The organism is Clostridium sp. 16K-1-R1 (genome assembly GCF_023921145.1).
GTDB lineage: Bacteria > Bacillota > Clostridia > Clostridiales > Clostridiaceae > Sarcina > Sarcina perfringens.
In genome coordinates this window covers 1,986,377-2,003,393 of the sequence record NZ_CP046515.1, presented here as the reverse complement: position 1 = coordinate 2,003,393, position 17,017 = coordinate 1,986,377, and the positions used below count along the sequence as shown (strand labels likewise).

Annotated in this window: 12 protein-coding genes; 11 read left to right on the top strand and 1 reads right to left on the bottom strand. The window is 27.3% G+C overall.

Annotated features, from left to right (window positions below; genetic code table 11):
• Positions 1-114 precede the first annotated feature (114 nt).
• From GOM42_RS08715 to GOM42_RS08705, 3 genes are all read left to right on the top strand, one after another.
• Positions 115-3,498: a beta-N-acetylglucosaminidase domain-containing protein gene (locus GOM42_RS08715; protein WP_110016185.1), complete on the top strand. Its 3,384-nt coding sequence runs from the start codon at positions 115-117 to the stop codon at positions 3,496-3,498.
• Between the two features lie 196 nt (positions 3,499-3,694).
• The gene (locus tag GOM42_RS08710; protein ID WP_003456084.1) at positions 3,695-4,240 is read left to right on the top strand and encodes a hypothetical protein; all 546 of its coding nucleotides are present in this window, start codon (positions 3,695-3,697) and stop codon (positions 4,238-4,240) included.
• Between the two features lie 22 nt (positions 4,241-4,262).
• Positions 4,263-4,676 carry a hypothetical protein gene (locus GOM42_RS08705; protein WP_110016186.1) on the top strand — a complete coding sequence of 138 codons (414 nt, stop codon included), beginning with the start codon at positions 4,263-4,265 and terminating at the stop codon, positions 4,674-4,676.
• 43 nt (positions 4,677-4,719) lie between these two features.
• Here the strand turns inward: GOM42_RS08705 and GOM42_RS08700 are convergent, their stop codons facing one another.
• The gene (locus GOM42_RS08700; protein ID WP_057257570.1) at positions 4,720-5,745 is read right to left on the bottom strand and encodes a branched-chain amino acid aminotransferase; all 1,026 of its coding nucleotides are present in this window, start codon (positions 5,743-5,745) and stop codon (positions 4,720-4,722) included.
• 233 nt (positions 5,746-5,978) lie between these two features.
• Here GOM42_RS08700 and GOM42_RS08695 point away from each other — a divergent pair, with 233 nt between their 5' ends.
• The 8 genes from GOM42_RS08695 to GOM42_RS08660 all read left to right on the top strand — a co-directional run bounded on the left by GOM42_RS08695 (position 5,979) and on the right by GOM42_RS08660 (position 16,993).
• Complete coding sequence (locus tag GOM42_RS08695; RefSeq protein WP_003452001.1) at positions 5,979-6,473, top strand: hypothetical protein; 495 nt, start codon at positions 5,979-5,981, stop codon at positions 6,471-6,473.
• Positions 6,474-6,955: 482 nt separating this feature from the next.
• The gene (gdhA, locus tag GOM42_RS08690; protein WP_110077167.1) at positions 6,956-8,302 is read left to right on the top strand and encodes an NADP-specific glutamate dehydrogenase; all 1,347 of its coding nucleotides are present in this window, start codon (positions 6,956-6,958) and stop codon (positions 8,300-8,302) included.
• A gap of 309 nt (positions 8,303-8,611) precedes the next feature.
• Entirely contained in the window at positions 8,612-8,923 is a 312-nt protein-coding gene (locus GOM42_RS08685; RefSeq protein ID WP_003452013.1) for a hypothetical protein, read from the top strand.
• A 23-nt stretch (positions 8,924-8,946) separates the two neighbouring features.
• A complete protein-coding gene (locus GOM42_RS08680; protein WP_252597646.1) occupies positions 8,947-10,164 on the top strand; it encodes a DEAD/DEAH box helicase in 1,218 nt (405 codons plus the stop codon).
• 251 nt (positions 10,165-10,415) lie between these two features.
• The gene (locus GOM42_RS08675; RefSeq protein ID WP_110016187.1) at positions 10,416-10,913 is read left to right on the top strand and encodes a DUF4358 domain-containing protein; all 498 of its coding nucleotides are present in this window, start codon (positions 10,416-10,418) and stop codon (positions 10,911-10,913) included.
• 234 nt (positions 10,914-11,147) lie between these two features.
• Positions 11,148-12,515 (top strand): MBOAT family O-acyltransferase, encoded by a 1,368-nt coding sequence (locus GOM42_RS08670; RefSeq protein WP_110077166.1) that lies wholly within the window; start codon positions 11,148-11,150, stop codon positions 12,513-12,515.
• Positions 12,516-12,529: 14 nt separating this feature from the next.
• Positions 12,530-13,630 carry a DHHW family protein gene (locus GOM42_RS08665; protein ID WP_110016188.1) on the top strand — a complete coding sequence of 367 codons (1,101 nt, stop codon included), beginning with the start codon at positions 12,530-12,532 and terminating at the stop codon, positions 13,628-13,630.
• Between the two features lie 81 nt (positions 13,631-13,711).
• Positions 13,712-16,993, top strand: coding sequence for a sensor histidine kinase (locus GOM42_RS08660; protein WP_003456070.1), 3,282 nt, complete (start codon positions 13,712-13,714; stop codon positions 16,991-16,993).
• The last annotated feature ends 24 nt before the right edge of the window (positions 16,994-17,017 follow it).

Below are 17,017 nucleotides of genomic sequence, written 5' to 3'. Positions count from 1 at the left end.
ATTGTTTTAAAAAGTTTATAAATAATTTTTAAATGATTACTTGTATTTTTAGTTGTAATTAAGATTAGGCTTATTTACAATATAAAAATTAAAATTTTTATAGGGGGGAATTTAATGAATAAGAAAAAGATTAAAAAGCTTATTAAAAGTGCCTTGGCTACTACTTGTGCAGTAAGTGTAATAACTACAACTTCAGTTACTGCCTTTGCAAGTAATAGTGGAGAAAATAGTAAAGAGGAAGAAAGTAATAAAAGAGTAGAAGCTGAAGTTTATCCAGTGCCTCAAAGTTTAGAACATTCTTCTATAGAAGGAATGACTTTAGAGGGAGAGGTTAACATAGTTTATCATGGTGAACAAGAAGCAGCAACTTCTAAAAGACTTGAAAGAACTTTAAATGAAAATAATATAGCTTTTAAGGTGTCAGAAAATGTTGAAGAGGGAAAAGCTAATATTATAGTTTCTTCAGAGGGGGATCACTGTGATGTATGCTCTGAGGGAAAAGAAGAAAATAGTGATGTTTTAACTCATAAAGAAGGGTATGTACTAAAAACAAGTAATGATATTAACGAAAAAGGTAATATATCTATAATAGGTTCTGATAAAGATGGTGCTTACTATGGTGTTTTAACTTTAAGTCAAATTCTAGAACAGTCTAATGAGGAAAATAAGTTTGCAGAAGTTGTAGTAACTGATTATCCTGAAATAGAATTTAGAGGGTTTATAGAAGGTTTTTATGGAGTACCTTGGAGTCATGAAGATAGAATGAATTTAATGAAGGATACTAGTGAATATAAGATGAATACTTATATTTATGCTCCTAAGGATGATCCTTACCATAGATTAAGTTGGAAAGAATTATATCCAGAACAGGAAGCAAAACAAATTGCTGAACTTGCTAAGGCGGGAGCAGAAAATAATTTTAATTTCTGTTGGACAATTCATCCAGGAGCCACTCTTCAATTTACAGATGAAGATTTCGATGCTCTTATTAATAAATTTGAACAACTTTATAGCTTAGGAGTTCGTCAATTTGGAGTTCTTTTTGATGATACTGATGACTGGAGAAATGGTCAAAAGCAAGCTGAGTGGATAAATAAAATAGATACAGAATTTGTTAAGGCTAAGGGTGATGTAGCACCTATGATAGTTATATCTGCAAGATATAATTCAGCTTGGGGTCCAAATATGGATAGATATTTTAAACCTTTTATGCAAACATTGCATGATGATATACAAGTAATGTGGACAGGACATGCAACAATGTCAAATGTATCTAAGGAAGTTTTTGAATGGCCTAAGGTTCAAACCGGAGTTGATAAGGATGTAGCTGTTTGGTGGAACTATCCAGTAAATGATTATTGCGATAGTAGAATATTAATGGCTCCACTTCATAATTTAAATCAAGATCTTGATAATGTTAGTGGATTTTTCTCAAATCCAATGAACCAAGCTGAAGCTTCAAAAGTAGCTTTATATAGTATAGCTGATTATACTTGGAATACTGATGCATTTGATTATATGAAAAGTTGGGAAACCTCTATAGAAAAGTTTGTGCCAGAAGTAAAAGAAGAGTTTATGAGATTTGCGTCAAATACATGTTATTTAAAAGATGATGGAGGAGCAAGTGGTCCTTTTGAATACGATGAATCTTGGTATTTATCAGAAAAGATAGATGCCTTAAAAGAAGCTATGAAGAATGGACAATCAGCTGTGAAACCAGCCAAGGACTTGTTAGAAGAATTTAAATTAATAGTATCTGATTATGAAAGTATTACTTCTAAAGTTACAAATAAAAATCTATTAGGTGAGATAGAACAACATTTAAATGCATATAAAGCCTTAGGCGAAGCAGGTATTGCTGCTATGGAAGCTATAATAGCTTCAGAGGAAGGAAATCTAGAATTATGGATGAATAGTAATTCACTAGCACAAGAAAAACTTGATTTAATGGAAACATTTAAAATTGAAAGTTTAGAAAGTGATGGTCCAAAAGAATATGTTGTTTCAGTAGGAACAAAACTCCTTAAGCCTTTAGTAAAAGAAAGTATGGATTATGCCAAAGAAAAAATGGGAGAAGTAGTTTTACCAAAGTATGATCCAGAAATAAACACATCTCTTACTAATCTTAAGGATGTAGAAGTTAACTTTGAAGATGGAATATATTCTTTAAGAGATTTAGGAGAAGTTACTCTTAATAATGGAGACTATGTAGGCATAAGCCTTCCAAAAGCAACAAAGTTAAGAGGAATAAACTTACTTGCTAATAATTATGATAATATAGAAATTCAATATTCAATAAATGGATTAGACTGGGTTACAGCTAAAGCATCAACAAATGAAAATGTTTTAGAGACTTTAGATGTGGTTGATGCTACTTTTATAAGAATTATTAATATTGGAGAAAATTCAAAAAATATTAATTTAGAAAAATTAGAAGTTTTACCAGTATATAAAGCTGAACCAACTATTACTGAAAATATAGGAACTCATGAAAATTATACTATAGATAAAGCTTTAGATGGAAATATGGACACGAAATATTGGTCAAATAAGCCATCAGATTCAGGACATAATATACAAATTGATTTAGGTAATGTAATGCCATTATATGATATAAACACTTATTTTGGAGCAAATGATTTCATGAGAAACTCTGAATATATGATTTCAGAGGATGGAGTGAATTGGACTTCACTTGGAGCGTTAGCATATAATTCACAGGATGGAAAAATGGTTGCATCTGCAAATGCAGAGGGAAAAATGGCAAGATATATTAAGATACAATCAAATGGACACAATTATGGATGCTGGGTTGAAATCTATGAAATTGAATTTAATAAGACAGCACCAGAATTTGATGAAAGTGCTGTAAATTTAGCAAGTGGTACTTTAGAAGGTAATTTTAATGCTTTTTATGATGAAGATTTATCAACAGCATATGAAGTTAAATCAGTAAAGGATGGAGATTCCTTAATATATAAAATGAGTAGGGTAACTAATATTTCAGAATTAGAAATATTACAGGATAAAAATAGAATTTCAGAGGCTAAGGTAAGCGTAAAAGACTTAGGTGGAAATTGGACAGAGATTGGACACTTAAATGCTCAAATTAATAAACTAAAAGTAGATAATAATATAACTGAGGTTAAATTTGAATTTGAAGGTTCAAAACCAGCTCCAAAAATATATGAAATTATTGCTAGAGAAAGAGAAGAACAAGAAGAAATAGTAGTAAGTCCTGTAAAAGAATTTAAAGCTACTACAATTAATAAGAAAAATGTAACAGTTTCATGGGAAGAACCAGAAAATACTTTTGGATTAGAAAGCTATATTCTTTATAAGGATGGAAAGAAAGTTAGTGAAATCTCAAGTGATGAAACAAGCTATACATTTAAGGGATTAAATAGACATACTATCTATAACTTTAAAATAGCAGCAAAGTATTCTAATGGAGAAATATCAAAGAAAGAATCATTAACAATAAGAACTGCAAGATAGTTTTTAGATATTACTAATAATTAAATATTTTAAAATGAATTAATAGAGGCTATGTTTTTAGTGAAAACATAGCCTTTAATTGGTGAAAACATAGTCTTTAAAATGTAATTTAAGAGATAAATTTTCAATAATATAGCCAAATAAAATAAGCTTTGTGTATAATAATCATAATAAGTTAAGTGAAGGAGTGTTATTTTTGAGTCAAATCTTAAAATCTATAAGTGAAGATGAATTTAAAAATAAAATAAAAATAAGATTTAATAATATATTAGATGGATTTGATAGATATTCAAACGGGCTTTTAGAATATAATGGGGATAATGATTCTTTTAAAATAAAAGAGGGATGTTTTATTAATTTCTTTAATGAAGCATTAGAGCTTAATAAGGGAAAAGTAATAATAGACTTATACATAAAAGATTTAGAAAATGAGAGTTTAGCAAGGCTTTTAGAGGTGTTAGATGAAAGGGATAAAAATATTTTGATAGATAATATCAATAAACAGGAAATAAAAAGTGTTTATTTTGAGCTTAATAATAAAGATTTAATGTCCTTTATAACTAGATTAAATACTAGAGAATTATTCTTTTGCACCATATATTTTATGGAAAAGCCTATGACTATATGGGGAAATTATAATTTGAGTTTTCCTATGTTTTTTGAGGGAAATAATATGCTAGAAATATATAGGGATTTAGCTAAAAAGCATAATTTAGATGTAAGGGGAATAGTATTAAAGTAAGCAATTAATTTTGAGGGAATATATGAAGCTTCTTAATAAATTAGTTATTACTTTCTTTATAACAATATCAGTTATTATTTGTTCATATTTCTTTATGCCTATTAAACTAGAGGCTGCATTTAATATGTTAATAGAAAATCCAGAATATATAGTTGTTACAGAAAAGAAAAATGATTCGGAATTTAATAGTTATAAAATAGAAGATGAAAATGATATAGCAAATATATATGATGATATTAAGGAAATAAAAATAGTTAAACCTTTTAAAAATCCAGTGATTTTAAATGAGTATAATGTATATATGGGAGATGATTATATCAGCTTATCATTAAGTGAAGAATTTATTAAGGTTAATGATGAAACTTTTAGAATAATAGATTCTGGTGATAAGTATAAAGAATTACTAAGAGAAATAAAAGAAAATTTTATTAAGTAAGAGAAAAAGAGAGGAGTTTACTACTCACTCTCTTTTTTATGTATTATTTAACTTCAAATATCCATCCTTTAGGAGCTTCTACATCTCCAAATTGCATTCCAGATAAAAGATCATAAAGTTTTTTAGTAATAGGACCAACTTCAGTTTCGCTATGGAAAACATGAAGTTTATTCTTATATTCTATTCCTCCTATTGGAGTTATTACAGCGGCTGTACCACAAGCACCAGCCTCAGCGAATTCATCTAAGTTATCTATTAAAACATCTCTTTCTGATACAGGCATTTTTAAATAATCTTTAGCTATTTGCATTAAAGAGTATTTTGTTATACTTGGTAAAATTGATTCTGAATATGGAGTAACAAACTCACCTTTCTTTGTTATTCCAAAGAAGTTTGCAGCTCCAACTTCCTCAATTTTAGTGTGAGTTGCTGGGTCTAAATATATACAATCAGCAAATCCTTTTTTTGCAGCTATTTCATGAGCCTTTAAGCTTGCTGCGTAATTTCCACCAACTTTAGCGGCACCAGTTCCTTTAGGAGCAGCTCTATCATAATCTGCAATCATAAAGTTTACAGGCTTCATTCCACCTTTAAAATAAGCACCAACTGGAAGGCAGAATACTGAAAATATAAATTCAGGAGCAGATTTAACACCTATATTATCACCAACACCTATCATGAAAGGTCTTATATAAAGAGTTGCACCAGTACCGTATGGAGGTACAAATCTTTCATTAGCCTTGACAACTTGCATACAAGCATCTATGAATTTTTCAACTGGTATTTCAGGCATTAAAAGTTTATCACATGATTTATTCATTCTCTTAGCATTTTCATCCACTCTAAAAAGTTGAATCTTTCCATCCTTTGTTCTATAAGCTTTTAAACCTTCAAAACATTGTTGGCCATAGTGAAGGGCAGTTGAAGCTTCACTTATGCTTAATTTGTTGTCTGTAACTAATTTTCCTTCATCCCATTTACCATCTTTATAGTGAGATATGTAACGATAATCTGTTTTCATATAAGAGAAGCCTAGATTATTCCAATCAATAGCTGTCTTTTTATCCATAGTTTAACACTCCTATCAAAATTTAATACTTTTTAATTTTATCATTTTATTTTAAAAAATGAAAGATTAAAATTTAAAAATTGCAAATTAAAATTATTTTAATGTCAAGTTTAAATGATATAAATATTAAAATAATACAAAAAATTAATATTTATTACTAGGTTTAGTATATAAAATTGAAAAGAAATTTATGATATAATGAAAGAAAAAGCAAATGGAAAAGGGAGACGGGTATGGAGAAGTTTTATGAATTAAGTATAAGTGGCGAAGAATCAAAGCTACATAAGATGATAGTGCCAGCTATGATTATTTCCTTATTTTTAGCAGCTGGAATATTTATTTTTACAGGGCTAATACCTGCTTTGATATTTTTAATATTAATATGTTTGCCTCTTTTTATAGCTAAAAGGTTAACAATGGTTGAATATGACTATGAATTTACTGATGGAGAACTTGAAATAAGTGCTATTTATGAGAGAGTTAGAAGAAAAGTAAAGGGTAACATAAATTTAAGAGAGGTTGAAATTATTGCACCTTTAGGAAATAGTGAATTAAATAGATATTCTAATGTAAAAGTAAAGAAATGTTATAACAATATTCAAGAAGGAAAAAAGGTTTATGTAATTGTGGTTAGATGGGAAACTAAAATGGTTGCATATGAAGTTTTAATAGATCAAAAAATGCTTGATTTATTCTTTTTTTCAAATCCACAAAAGGTTATTAGATAATAAAAATAAAGGTAGCTTTATTAAATAAAGTTACCTTTTTTATTTTTAAGATTAAATTAAAAGTATAAATAAGTTTTATATAATTAAGTAAGCAGATATAAAACAATACTATATTGGAATTTAAATAACTAAAATTTTAGTATAATATCTTAAAAATTAATAATAATAAATTGTAATAAAAAAATGTTATTATGATTAAAGTGACTTGGTATCTATAGTTAGTTATATATAATAATTTTGAAAAAAAGAAGGCTTATAAATATTTTTAATGTTAAAAATATTTATTTACAATATAAATCTTGTTAAAATTATCAATTTATTAAATATTAAAGATTATTATTTAATAAATGGTACTTTATGCTATAATATAAAATAAGATTTAATTAAGAAAATATTTTCCTAGAATATTAGCTTAAAGCTATAACTTTTAAATAATTTAGTTGATGTAAAAGCTATAGTGAACATAAAAAGGGGGCATTAAAATGGAAGTAAAAAAATATGTAGATAATTTAATGGAAGATTTAAAGAAAAATAACCCTGGAGAAAGTGAGTTCTTAGCTGCTGCAGAAGAAGTGTTATACTCTTTAGTACCTGTCTTAGAAAAGAATCCTAAGTATATAGAAGAGGGAATATTAGAAAGAATTGTTGAACCAGAGAGAGTTATAATGTTTAGAGTCCCTTGGGTTGACGATGCTGGAAATGTAAGAGTTAACAGAGGATATAGAGTACAATTTAATAGTGCTATAGGACCATATAAGGGAGGATTAAGATTCCATCCTTCAGTTAATTTAAGCATAATAAAATTTTTAGGATTTGAGCAAATATTTAAGAATTCTTTAACTACTCTTCCTATTGGAGGAGGAAAAGGAGGATCTAACTTTGATCCTAAGGGAAAATCAGATAGAGAGATAATGAGATTTTGCCAAAGCTTTATGAGTGAACTTTATAGACATATAGGACCTAATACAGATGTTCCTGCAGGAGATATTGGGGTTGGAGGAAGAGAAATAGGCTATATGTTTGGTCAATATAAAAAACTTAAAAATTCAGTAGATGCGGGAGTTTTAACTGGTAAGGGCTTAACTTATGGTGGTAGCTTAGCTAGAAAAGAAGCAACTGGATATGGTTTAGTATATTTTGTAGATGAAATGTTAAGAGATAACGGTCAAACAATAGAAGGAAAAACTGTTGTAATCTCAGGTTCAGGAAATGTTGCAATATATGCCACTGAAAAAGTTCAAGAGCTTGGAGGAAAGGTTGTTGCACTTTCAGATTCATCAGGTTATGTATATGATGAAAATGGAATAGATTTAGAGGTTGTAAAAGAAATCAAAGAAGTAAAAAGAGGAAGAATTTCTGAATATGTAAATTATGTTAAAACTGCTAAGTTTACTGAGGGATGCAGAGGAATTTGGAATGTTAAATGTGATATAGCACTTCCTTGTGCTACTCAAAATGAAATAGATAAAAGCAGTGCAAAAACTTTAATTGATAATGGAGTAATTGCTGTAGGAGAAGGAGCAAATATGCCTTCAACTTTAGAAGCTCAAAAACTTTTTGTGGATAATAAAATTTTATTTGCACCAGCAAAAGCTGCCAATGCAGGTGGAGTAGCAACATCAGCTTTAGAAATGAGTCAAAATAGTTTAAGAATGTCTTGGACTTTTGAAGAGGTTGATGCAAAACTTAAAGACATAATGAAAAATATATACTATAATTCTAGAAATGCAGCTTCTGAATATGGTCATGCTGGAAATCTAATAGTTGGAGCTAATATTGCAGGATTTAAAAAGGTTGCAGATGCTATGTTAGACCATGGTATTATATAAAAAATACTTTTAAAATAGTTGTTATTTTAAGTATTATATATTTTATAAAGTTTGATATTTAAATTAAAGCTAAACTTTATAGAATAATAAAATAGAGAATATTATTGTTTTAAGAAGAAACTATATTGAATCTTTAAAAATAAAGCTTATAGATTTATCTAGTAATTAGTAAAATATATTAATAAGTTTTATTTAAAGTTTATTTTCATATAGTTTCTTCTGTTTTTTTCTTTTTACTTATGATATATTAAAGAATGTTATGTCAATAATTTATGGTAAATCATAATTTATTTAGAAAGGAAAATAAGTATGGCAAAGATAACTAGTAGAAATAATGATTTCTTGAAAATGCATAGAAATTCAACTTCTCCTAAGGTATATTCTTTATTGATAGAACTTATAAATGAAGATAGAGAAGACTTAGCTAATGAAGTAATAAAGATAGATTATTTAGTTGATTATTTTAATACATGTATCAAAAAAAGAGATAAAAGAGAAGGTAAGGAAACTTTAGAAAGAATAAATTTAAGACTTTCTAAGTTGAAGAAGGAAGGCGTAGATACTTCTCATTTTGAAACTCTTTGTGAGAATATATTAAAAAACAATAAGATTAAACTTTAGAGTTAAAGAAGGATGGGATGCTAATGGATAAATTTTTAAAGTTAGGATTAAGTGAAGAGGTTTTAAAATCTTTAGTAGGATTAGGAATAGAGGAGCCAACAGATATTCAGGAAAAAGCTATACCTGAAATTTTAAATGGTAAAAATGTAATAGGAAAAGCTGAAACAGGAACAGGAAAGACTTTAGCATATTTACTTCCTATAATAGAAAAGATTGATGATTCAAAAAATGAGATGCAAGCTATTATTCTTTCGCCAACTCATGAATTAGGAGTTCAGATAAACAATGTTTTAAATGATCTTAAAAGAGGACTTGGAAAGAAGATAACTTCAACAACTTTAGTTGGAAGCGGAAATATAAAGAGACAAATGGAGAAACTTAAAAATAAGCCTCATATACTTGTTGGAACTACAGGGAGAATTTTAGAGCTTATAAATAAGAAAAAAATAACAACTAATACCATAAAGACAATAGTTATTGACGAAGGTGATAAACTATTAGATTTTATAAACATAAAAGATGTGAAAAGTGTTGTTAAATCTTGTCCAAGGGATACTCAAAAGCTTATATTTTCAGCTACAATGAATGAAAAAGCCTTAGAAACTGCAGATGAATTAATAGGAACTAGTGAGCTTATTCAAGCAAAAGCTGCAAACAAGGTTAATGAAAATATAGAACATGGATATTTTCAAGTAGAGTTAAGAGATAAAATAGACTTTTTAAGAAAGCTTATACATGCTATAGGTGATGAGAAAAAAATAATAGTTTTTATAAATAATAGCTATAATGTACATAATGTAATTCAAAAGTTAAAGTATAATAAAATAGAGGCAGTTTCTCTTCATGGAAGTGATAATAAAATGGAGAGAAAGAAGGCGCTTCAAGATTTTAGAAGTGGAAAAGCCAAGGTTTTAATAACTTCAGATGTATCAGCTAGAGGATTAGATATTAAGGGAGCTACACATATAGTTAACTTAGATATTCCTATGAATCCTCAAAACTACTTACATAGGGTAGGACGTGTAGGAAGAGCTGGAGAAAAAGGCTTTGCATACTCTTTAGCAGATTATAAAGAAGAAAAAATAATAGTAAAATGTGAAAGACAATTAAAAATAAAAATTCCTAGAGTTTATTTATATGAAGGAAAGATACATGAAACAGAGGTAAAAAAGGTTCCTTCAAATAAAAACAATAGTAAAAAGAAAAGCAATTTACCTAAAAAGGTATATAAAAAAAGATAATTAAATATATATTTTAAGGCATCAAAGAATCCATTTCTTTTGATGCTTTTTTTATTTAAATAGTAGTTTTTATCTATTATTAATTAGATTTTAATTAAGATGATTTTAGAAGAAAATTATTTAATTATAAAAAATAATCTTTAAAAGTTACTAAAGGATTAACAATATTCCAAAATTATTGGAGGGGATTAGGTTATAGGATATAATAGCTTTAACATAATAAATATGTATGTTAGGGAGTGAATATAGGGATGAAAAAGTTTTTAATAAGTGTCTTAGCTGCAGCTATGATAGGGGCTACATTAACCTCTTGTGGAGCTAAAGATAATAATGGAACAAAGGTTGAACAAAGTGATATAAAAATGTCTATGAGTGCTTCAGATATGACAAATAAACTTGTAGATGCTGGCATGGTTATAATGCCTATGCCTGTAGATGATCAAATGGCTAAGGAACTTTATCATTTAAATTTAGATGATGTAGAGGAGTATGGAATTTCTGAGACTGGTATATCACCGGGAAATGCCTTAATTATTATTGCAAAGGCTAAGGAGGGAAAAGTAGAATCGGTAAAAGCGTCTTTAGATAAGGTTCTAGAAGAGAAGATTGGAAAAGCCTTTTATCCAGAGGAAAAAGAGATTGCAGAGTCTTCAGAGGTTAAGGTTAAAGGAAATTATGTTTCACTATTTATATTACCACAAGATCAATTAGAAGAAGCAAATAAGATATACGAAGGGGAATTCAAATAAAGGCTAATTCCTATTTAAAGAAATAATAAATTAATAGTTTGATTTTTAAACTTGCTATGCTTAGGGAAAGGGGAAATTTTTATATTTTTCTACAAGTATTAGCAAGTTTAACTAATTTATTTATTATTTTAAAATACATATTTTAAATTAGAAAGTATTTAGAGAGAAAGATAATAAAAAAGAGACTATTAAAGTCTCTTAGAAATATAAAATTGAATTTTGAGGATATTTAAAATGGTATTTAGCAGTATTATGTTTATATTTAGATTTTTACCAATAATGTTTATAATATACTACCTAACTCCAAATAAATTTAAAAATTTATCTCTATTAATATTAAGTTTAGTATTTTACTCATGGGGAGAACCAAAGTATTTTATTATAATGCTTTTATCTATAGTTGTAGATTATTCAATAAGTATTTTTATTGAAAAATATAGGAAGAAAAAAATAATAAGTAAGTTACTTTTATTTTGCTCTCTTATATTTAATTTAGGTATGCTTATATTATTTAAATATTTAAATTTCTTTATTGAAAATATAAATTTAGTTCTTGGGACCTCTTTATCATTATTATATTTAACCTTACCTCTAGGTATAAGTTTTTATACCTTTCAAACTATGTCATATACCATTGATGTATATAGGGGAAAGATAAAGGCTGAAAGAAATATAATAAACTTTGGGGCTTATGTATGTCTTTTTCCACAGCTTATAGCAGGACCTATAGTAAAATATTCAGAGATAAAAAATGAACTTAAAAATAGGAAAATTAAAGTTAATCAAGTTGAAGAAGGAATTACTGAATTTATAATAGGAATGGGCAAGAAGGTTTTAATAGCTAATAATATAGGTCTTCTATGGAATGAGATTCAAGAACTTGGAATAAGTTACGTATCAACTCCTTTATTATGGCTTGGCGTAATAGCATTTTCTTTTCAGATTTATTTTGATTTTAGTGGATATTCCTCTATGGCCATAGGACTTGGAAAGATGCTTGGGTTTGATTTCCCAGAAAATTTTAATTTTCCATATATATCAAGAAGTATTACTGAGTTTTGGAGAAGGTGGCATATTACCCTTGGCTCTTGGTTTAAGGAATATGTTTATATTCCTATGGGAGGGAATAGATTAGGGAAAAATAGGATAATATTAAATCTTTTTATTGTATGGTTTTTAACTGGTTTTTGGCATGGGGCAAAATATAATTTTATAATATGGGGATTATATTTTTTCTTTCTTATTGTTATAGAAAAAGTTTTTCTAATGAATTATTTAAATAAATATAAGATTTTTTCTCATATATATGCAATAGTTTTTATAGTTTTTGGGTGGGCACTTTTTTCCTTTGAGGATTTACTTAGCATAAAGTATTTATTTAGAATGAACTTTTCTTTAGATTTTATTTATTATTTAAGAAACTATTTTTTAGTTATTATAATAGCTATTTTAGGATCTACAAAGTTAATAAATAATATTTATGAGAGATTCATAAAGAAAAATAAATATTTAGAATGCTTAGTATTAATGATGGTGTTTATATTATCAGTGGCATATTTAGTGGATTCTACTTATAATCCATTTCTTTATTTTAGATTTTAGAAAGGAAATATTTTATGAAAAAGCATCCAATTGTTTATATGTTTTTTTCTTTTATAATGATTTTAACCTTTTTCGATATTGTAAAGAAAAATAATAGTTTTTCAGAATTAGAAAATAGGAATCTTGCAAGGAAACCTATATTTTCAATAAGTTCTTTTGTAGAGGGAAAATACAGAGATAAATATGAAGAGTATATAAATGATAATTTTATTTTTAGAAATCAGTGGATAAACTTAAAATCCATAAGTGAGTACACCTTAGGAAAGTTAGAAAATAACAATATAATTTATGGAAAAGAAAACTATATGTTTGAAAAGAATATTTCTTATGATAAAGAGAGGTTTAAAAATAACATAGATTCCATAAATAAATTTATTGATATATATGAAGGCAAGGTTACTACTATGATAGTTCCAAATTCATATACCATTTATGAAGAATATATTCCATGGGGAATAAAGCTTTTAAATCAAGAGAAGCTTATAAATGAAGTTTATAAGGCAAATGATAAAGATAGAAATATAGATTTAGTGAGTTTATTTAAGAAGAATAAAGAGGAATATATATATTATAAAACTGATCACCATTGGACAAGTTATGGGGCATATTTAGCATATAAAGCTTATATTGAAAGCTTAGGAGAAAAACCTATTGATTTAAATAGTTTAAAAAAGAATGAAGCTACAGGATTTTATGGAACCTATTTTTCAAAGGCTAAACTTTTTAGTGCAGAAAGTGATATTTTAACTTATTATGATATAGATAATATTACTATGAATATACAGGGGAAAATTTTTGAAAGTTTATATGATTATGATAAGTTAAAGACTAGGGACAAGTACTCAGTATTTATTAAGGGAAATAATGGACTTACTATTATAGAAAATAAAAATATAAAGTTAGGAAAAAAATTATTGATATTTAAAGATTCCTTTGCTAATTCTATGATTCCATTTTTAAGTCAAAACTTTCAGGAAATTCATGTGGTTGATCTTAGGAATTTTTCATGGAAAGTAAGTGAATATATGAAAAATACGAATTTTGATGAGATATTAATATTATATAATATGGAAAATTTTTTGAGAGATATAAATATTACTAGGATAAAATATTAAATTTGATGTGACATTGTTTGACAATATTCTTGTTTTTTGAGAAAATTAAATTGTTATTTTAGTTTTAGAGAGGTAATAAAATTGAATATAAAAAAATTAGTTATAAGATATGCTTTTCTCTCCTTAATACTAATACTAATTCAAGGCAAAAATGTTTTTGCTTTAGGAGAATCAGAAGTAAGATTCAACAATTTAACATTAAAGGACGGATTATCCCAATCTACTGTAAATAAGATAATTCAAGATAATAAAGGGTATATGTGGTTTGGGACATCAGATGGATTAAATAAATACAATGGACATGAGTTTGTTATTTTTAGAGAATTAGTAAATGATAAAAAGAGTATTAATTCAAGTTTTATATCAGCTCTAATAGAATATGATAATGATAATATTCTTGTTGGAACTAGCAAGGGTATAAGCAAAATAAATGTAATAACAAATGAAGTAAGTAGAATGTTTGAGGATGAAGAGGGAAAAAGCAAGCTATCAAATAATAATATATGGGATATATTAAAGCATAGTGATGGAACTATTTGGATAGCTACTAGAAAAGGGTTAAATATTTATAATCCTAAAACAGGTGATATGTATCAAATTTTTAAAGATACAGAACCTAAGGGATTAAAAAGCAATGTAGTTACTTCTTTATGTGAGGATAAATACGGAAATGTATGGGTTGGAACAAGCGAAGGTTTAAGTGTAATTAATACAAAGACTAAGGAGATTCAACCTATAAATGATATATTAGATAATGATAATTCGGCAATTTCTAATATTTATAGAGATAGAGATGATAATATATGGATAGTAACAGATAATCATATTATGTTAGTATCAAGCAATTATAAAGATATTACTTATTTTGATAAAGAATTAGAGTCTTTTAAAATATCTCCAGATAGTGTAAATGCCATTTATGAAGATAAATATAATAATTTATGGATATCAACTCAAAATGGATTATTAGAATATAATAAAGAAAATAAAAAAATGCATCTTTTTGAAAGCAGGTATTATGATGATACTAGTTTAGTTAACGATAATGTATTAACTGCATATGAAGATAGAAGTGGATTGCTTTGGTTTGGTACTTATAATGGAATAAGTTTATTAAATCCTAAGCAGCCTTTTAAGCATTATAGAAGAGAGCCTGATAAGGAAAATACTATTAGTGATAATAGTATGAGTGGAATTTATAAAGATTCTGATGGAATGTTATGGCTTGGAACTAACTCAGCAGGATTGAATAAATTAAATACTATGACTGGGGAAGTTACAAATTTTTATAGTAATAATAGTGATGAAAATACCTTAAGTAGCAATGTAGTTTGGCAAATATGTGAAGCTGATAAAGATAATTTGTGGGTTGCAACTCAAGGTGGAGTTAACAAGATAAATAAAAAAAGTGGAAATGTTGAAAGATTAAAGTATCCAGATAATATGAGAGAACGAAATAAAATGGATGCTAGAAATGTTTTTGTGGACAAGGATGGATTATTGTGGATAGGAGCAAGAGGTGGATTACAATCCTATGATGATAAAACAGGAACTTTCACTGATTATTCCAATGTTTTTAAGGCTGTAGGTATAGTTGAGAATGCTGTAACAAGTATTTCACAAGATGAAGAGGGATTTTTATGGATTACTATAGGTATTGATGGTGGTGTAGTAAAGTTTGATAAGGATAAGGGCGTACTAAAAAGCTATTTAAATAATAGTTTTGATAGCAATAGTCTTATAAATAATGGAGTGCGTTGCTTAGAAAAAGATTCAAAAGGAAATGTTTGGATTGGGACTGAAGCGGGATTAAGTAAACTAGATCCTAAAACTGATAAATTTACTAACTATACTGTTGTAAATGGATTAGCTAATAATTTTATATATGGAATACTTATAGACGAAGAAGACAATCTTTGGATAAGTACAAATGATGGTCTATCTAGATTTGATCAAAAAACAAATAAGTTTATAAATTATACTGCCATGGATGGGCTACAAAGTAATGAGTTTAACGGCAGATCTTATTTTAAAAGTAAAGATGGAGAAATGTTTTTTGGTGGAATAAATGGGGTAACTGCATTTTATCCTAAGGACGTTTTAAAATTATCAGACAATAGAAATAAGAGCAAAGTAGTAATAGATGAAATTAAGGTTAATAATAAAACTTATCCATACTATGGGGGAACTCTTAGCTTAAAGTATAATGAAAATAATATATCCATTGATTTCTTTTTGCCAGATTATTTAAATACAACAAAAACTACTTATGAGTATAAGTTAGAAGGTGTTGATGAAGAGTGGACTTTTGCTAATAAAAGAAATAATGCTAATTATGCTACCTTAGATTCTGGAACATATAAGGTTTTAATTAGAGCTAGGGATAATCATGGAGATTTAACTCCAGTGACTGCTCTAGACTTAAAGATTGCGCCACCACCATGGCGTACACCAACGGCTTATTTAATATATTTTTCAAGTGCAGTAATAGTTATTTTCTTAATGTGGAGTTATGTAACTGCCTTAGAGAAAACTGTTAAGAAAAGAGCTGAGCAACTTAAAAAAGAGGCCAAGGAAAAAGAAAAACTTTATATAGAAAAAGAGAAGCTTTATAAAGAAGCAGCGGATCTTAAAGATGAGATGATAAAAAGGCAAAAATTCAAAAATGATTATTTTGTAAATCTTTCACATGAGCTTAGAACTCCATTAAATGTGATATTAGCTACAGTACAGCTAATAAAACTAAAGAATAAGGAAGATTGCTTAGGAAAATATCAAGTGGAAGATTATACTAATACTCTTAGAAATAATGCTGATCATTTGCTTAAGATAATAAATGATATAATAGATTCATCTAAAATAGAGTCAGGTGCATATAAATTGAATATAGAAAAGCAGGATATAGTTTCTTTAGTTGAGGATACGGCTTTAAGTTTAAAAGCTTATATTGAAGAAAATAATTTAGATATTATAATAGATCCTGAAATAGAAGAATTAGATGTAGAATGTGATAAAAATGAGATTGAAAGATGTGTTATAAACCTTTTATCTAATGCTATAAAATATACTCATGGACATGGTACAATTGAAGTTTTCATAAGAGAGTGTGAAAATGAAACTGTAGAAATTGCTATAAAAGATACTGGAGTTGGAATATCTAAGGAGCAACAAAAGATTATATTTGATAGATTTGTACAAGCTGATAGCATATCTAAAAAACAATATAGAAGTAGTGGTATAGGCTTAACATTGGTAAAAAGTATAATAGAACTTCACCATGGTACAATAAGAGTAGAAAGTGAACTTAATAAAGGAAGTACTTTTATAATCACATTACCTATAAGACAAGAGAAAAGTAAATAACTAATTTTAAAAAAGAGAGTATAT

Coding starts and splice junctions, on each gene's coding strand:
- GOM42_RS08715 (WP_110016185.1), top strand. CDS start 115: ATGAATAAGAAAAAGATTAAAAAGCTTATTAAAAGTGCCTTGGCTACT.
- GOM42_RS08705 (WP_110016186.1), top strand. CDS start 4,263: ATGAAGCTTCTTAATAAATTAGTTATTACTTTCTTTATAACAATATCA.
- GOM42_RS08700 (WP_057257570.1), bottom strand. CDS start 5,745: ATGGATAAAAAGACAGCTATTGATTGGAATAATCTAGGCTTCTCTTAT.
- GOM42_RS08695 (WP_003452001.1), top strand. CDS start 5,979: ATGGAGAAGTTTTATGAATTAAGTATAAGTGGCGAAGAATCAAAGCTA.
- gdhA (WP_110077167.1), top strand. CDS start 6,956: ATGGAAGTAAAAAAATATGTAGATAATTTAATGGAAGATTTAAAGAAA.
- GOM42_RS08685 (WP_003452013.1), top strand. CDS start 8,612: ATGGCAAAGATAACTAGTAGAAATAATGATTTCTTGAAAATGCATAGA.
- GOM42_RS08680 (WP_252597646.1), top strand. CDS start 8,947: ATGGATAAATTTTTAAAGTTAGGATTAAGTGAAGAGGTTTTAAAATCT.
- GOM42_RS08675 (WP_110016187.1), top strand. CDS start 10,416: ATGAAAAAGTTTTTAATAAGTGTCTTAGCTGCAGCTATGATAGGGGCT.
- GOM42_RS08670 (WP_110077166.1), top strand. CDS start 11,148: ATGGTATTTAGCAGTATTATGTTTATATTTAGATTTTTACCAATAATG.
- GOM42_RS08665 (WP_110016188.1), top strand. CDS start 12,530: ATGAAAAAGCATCCAATTGTTTATATGTTTTTTTCTTTTATAATGATT.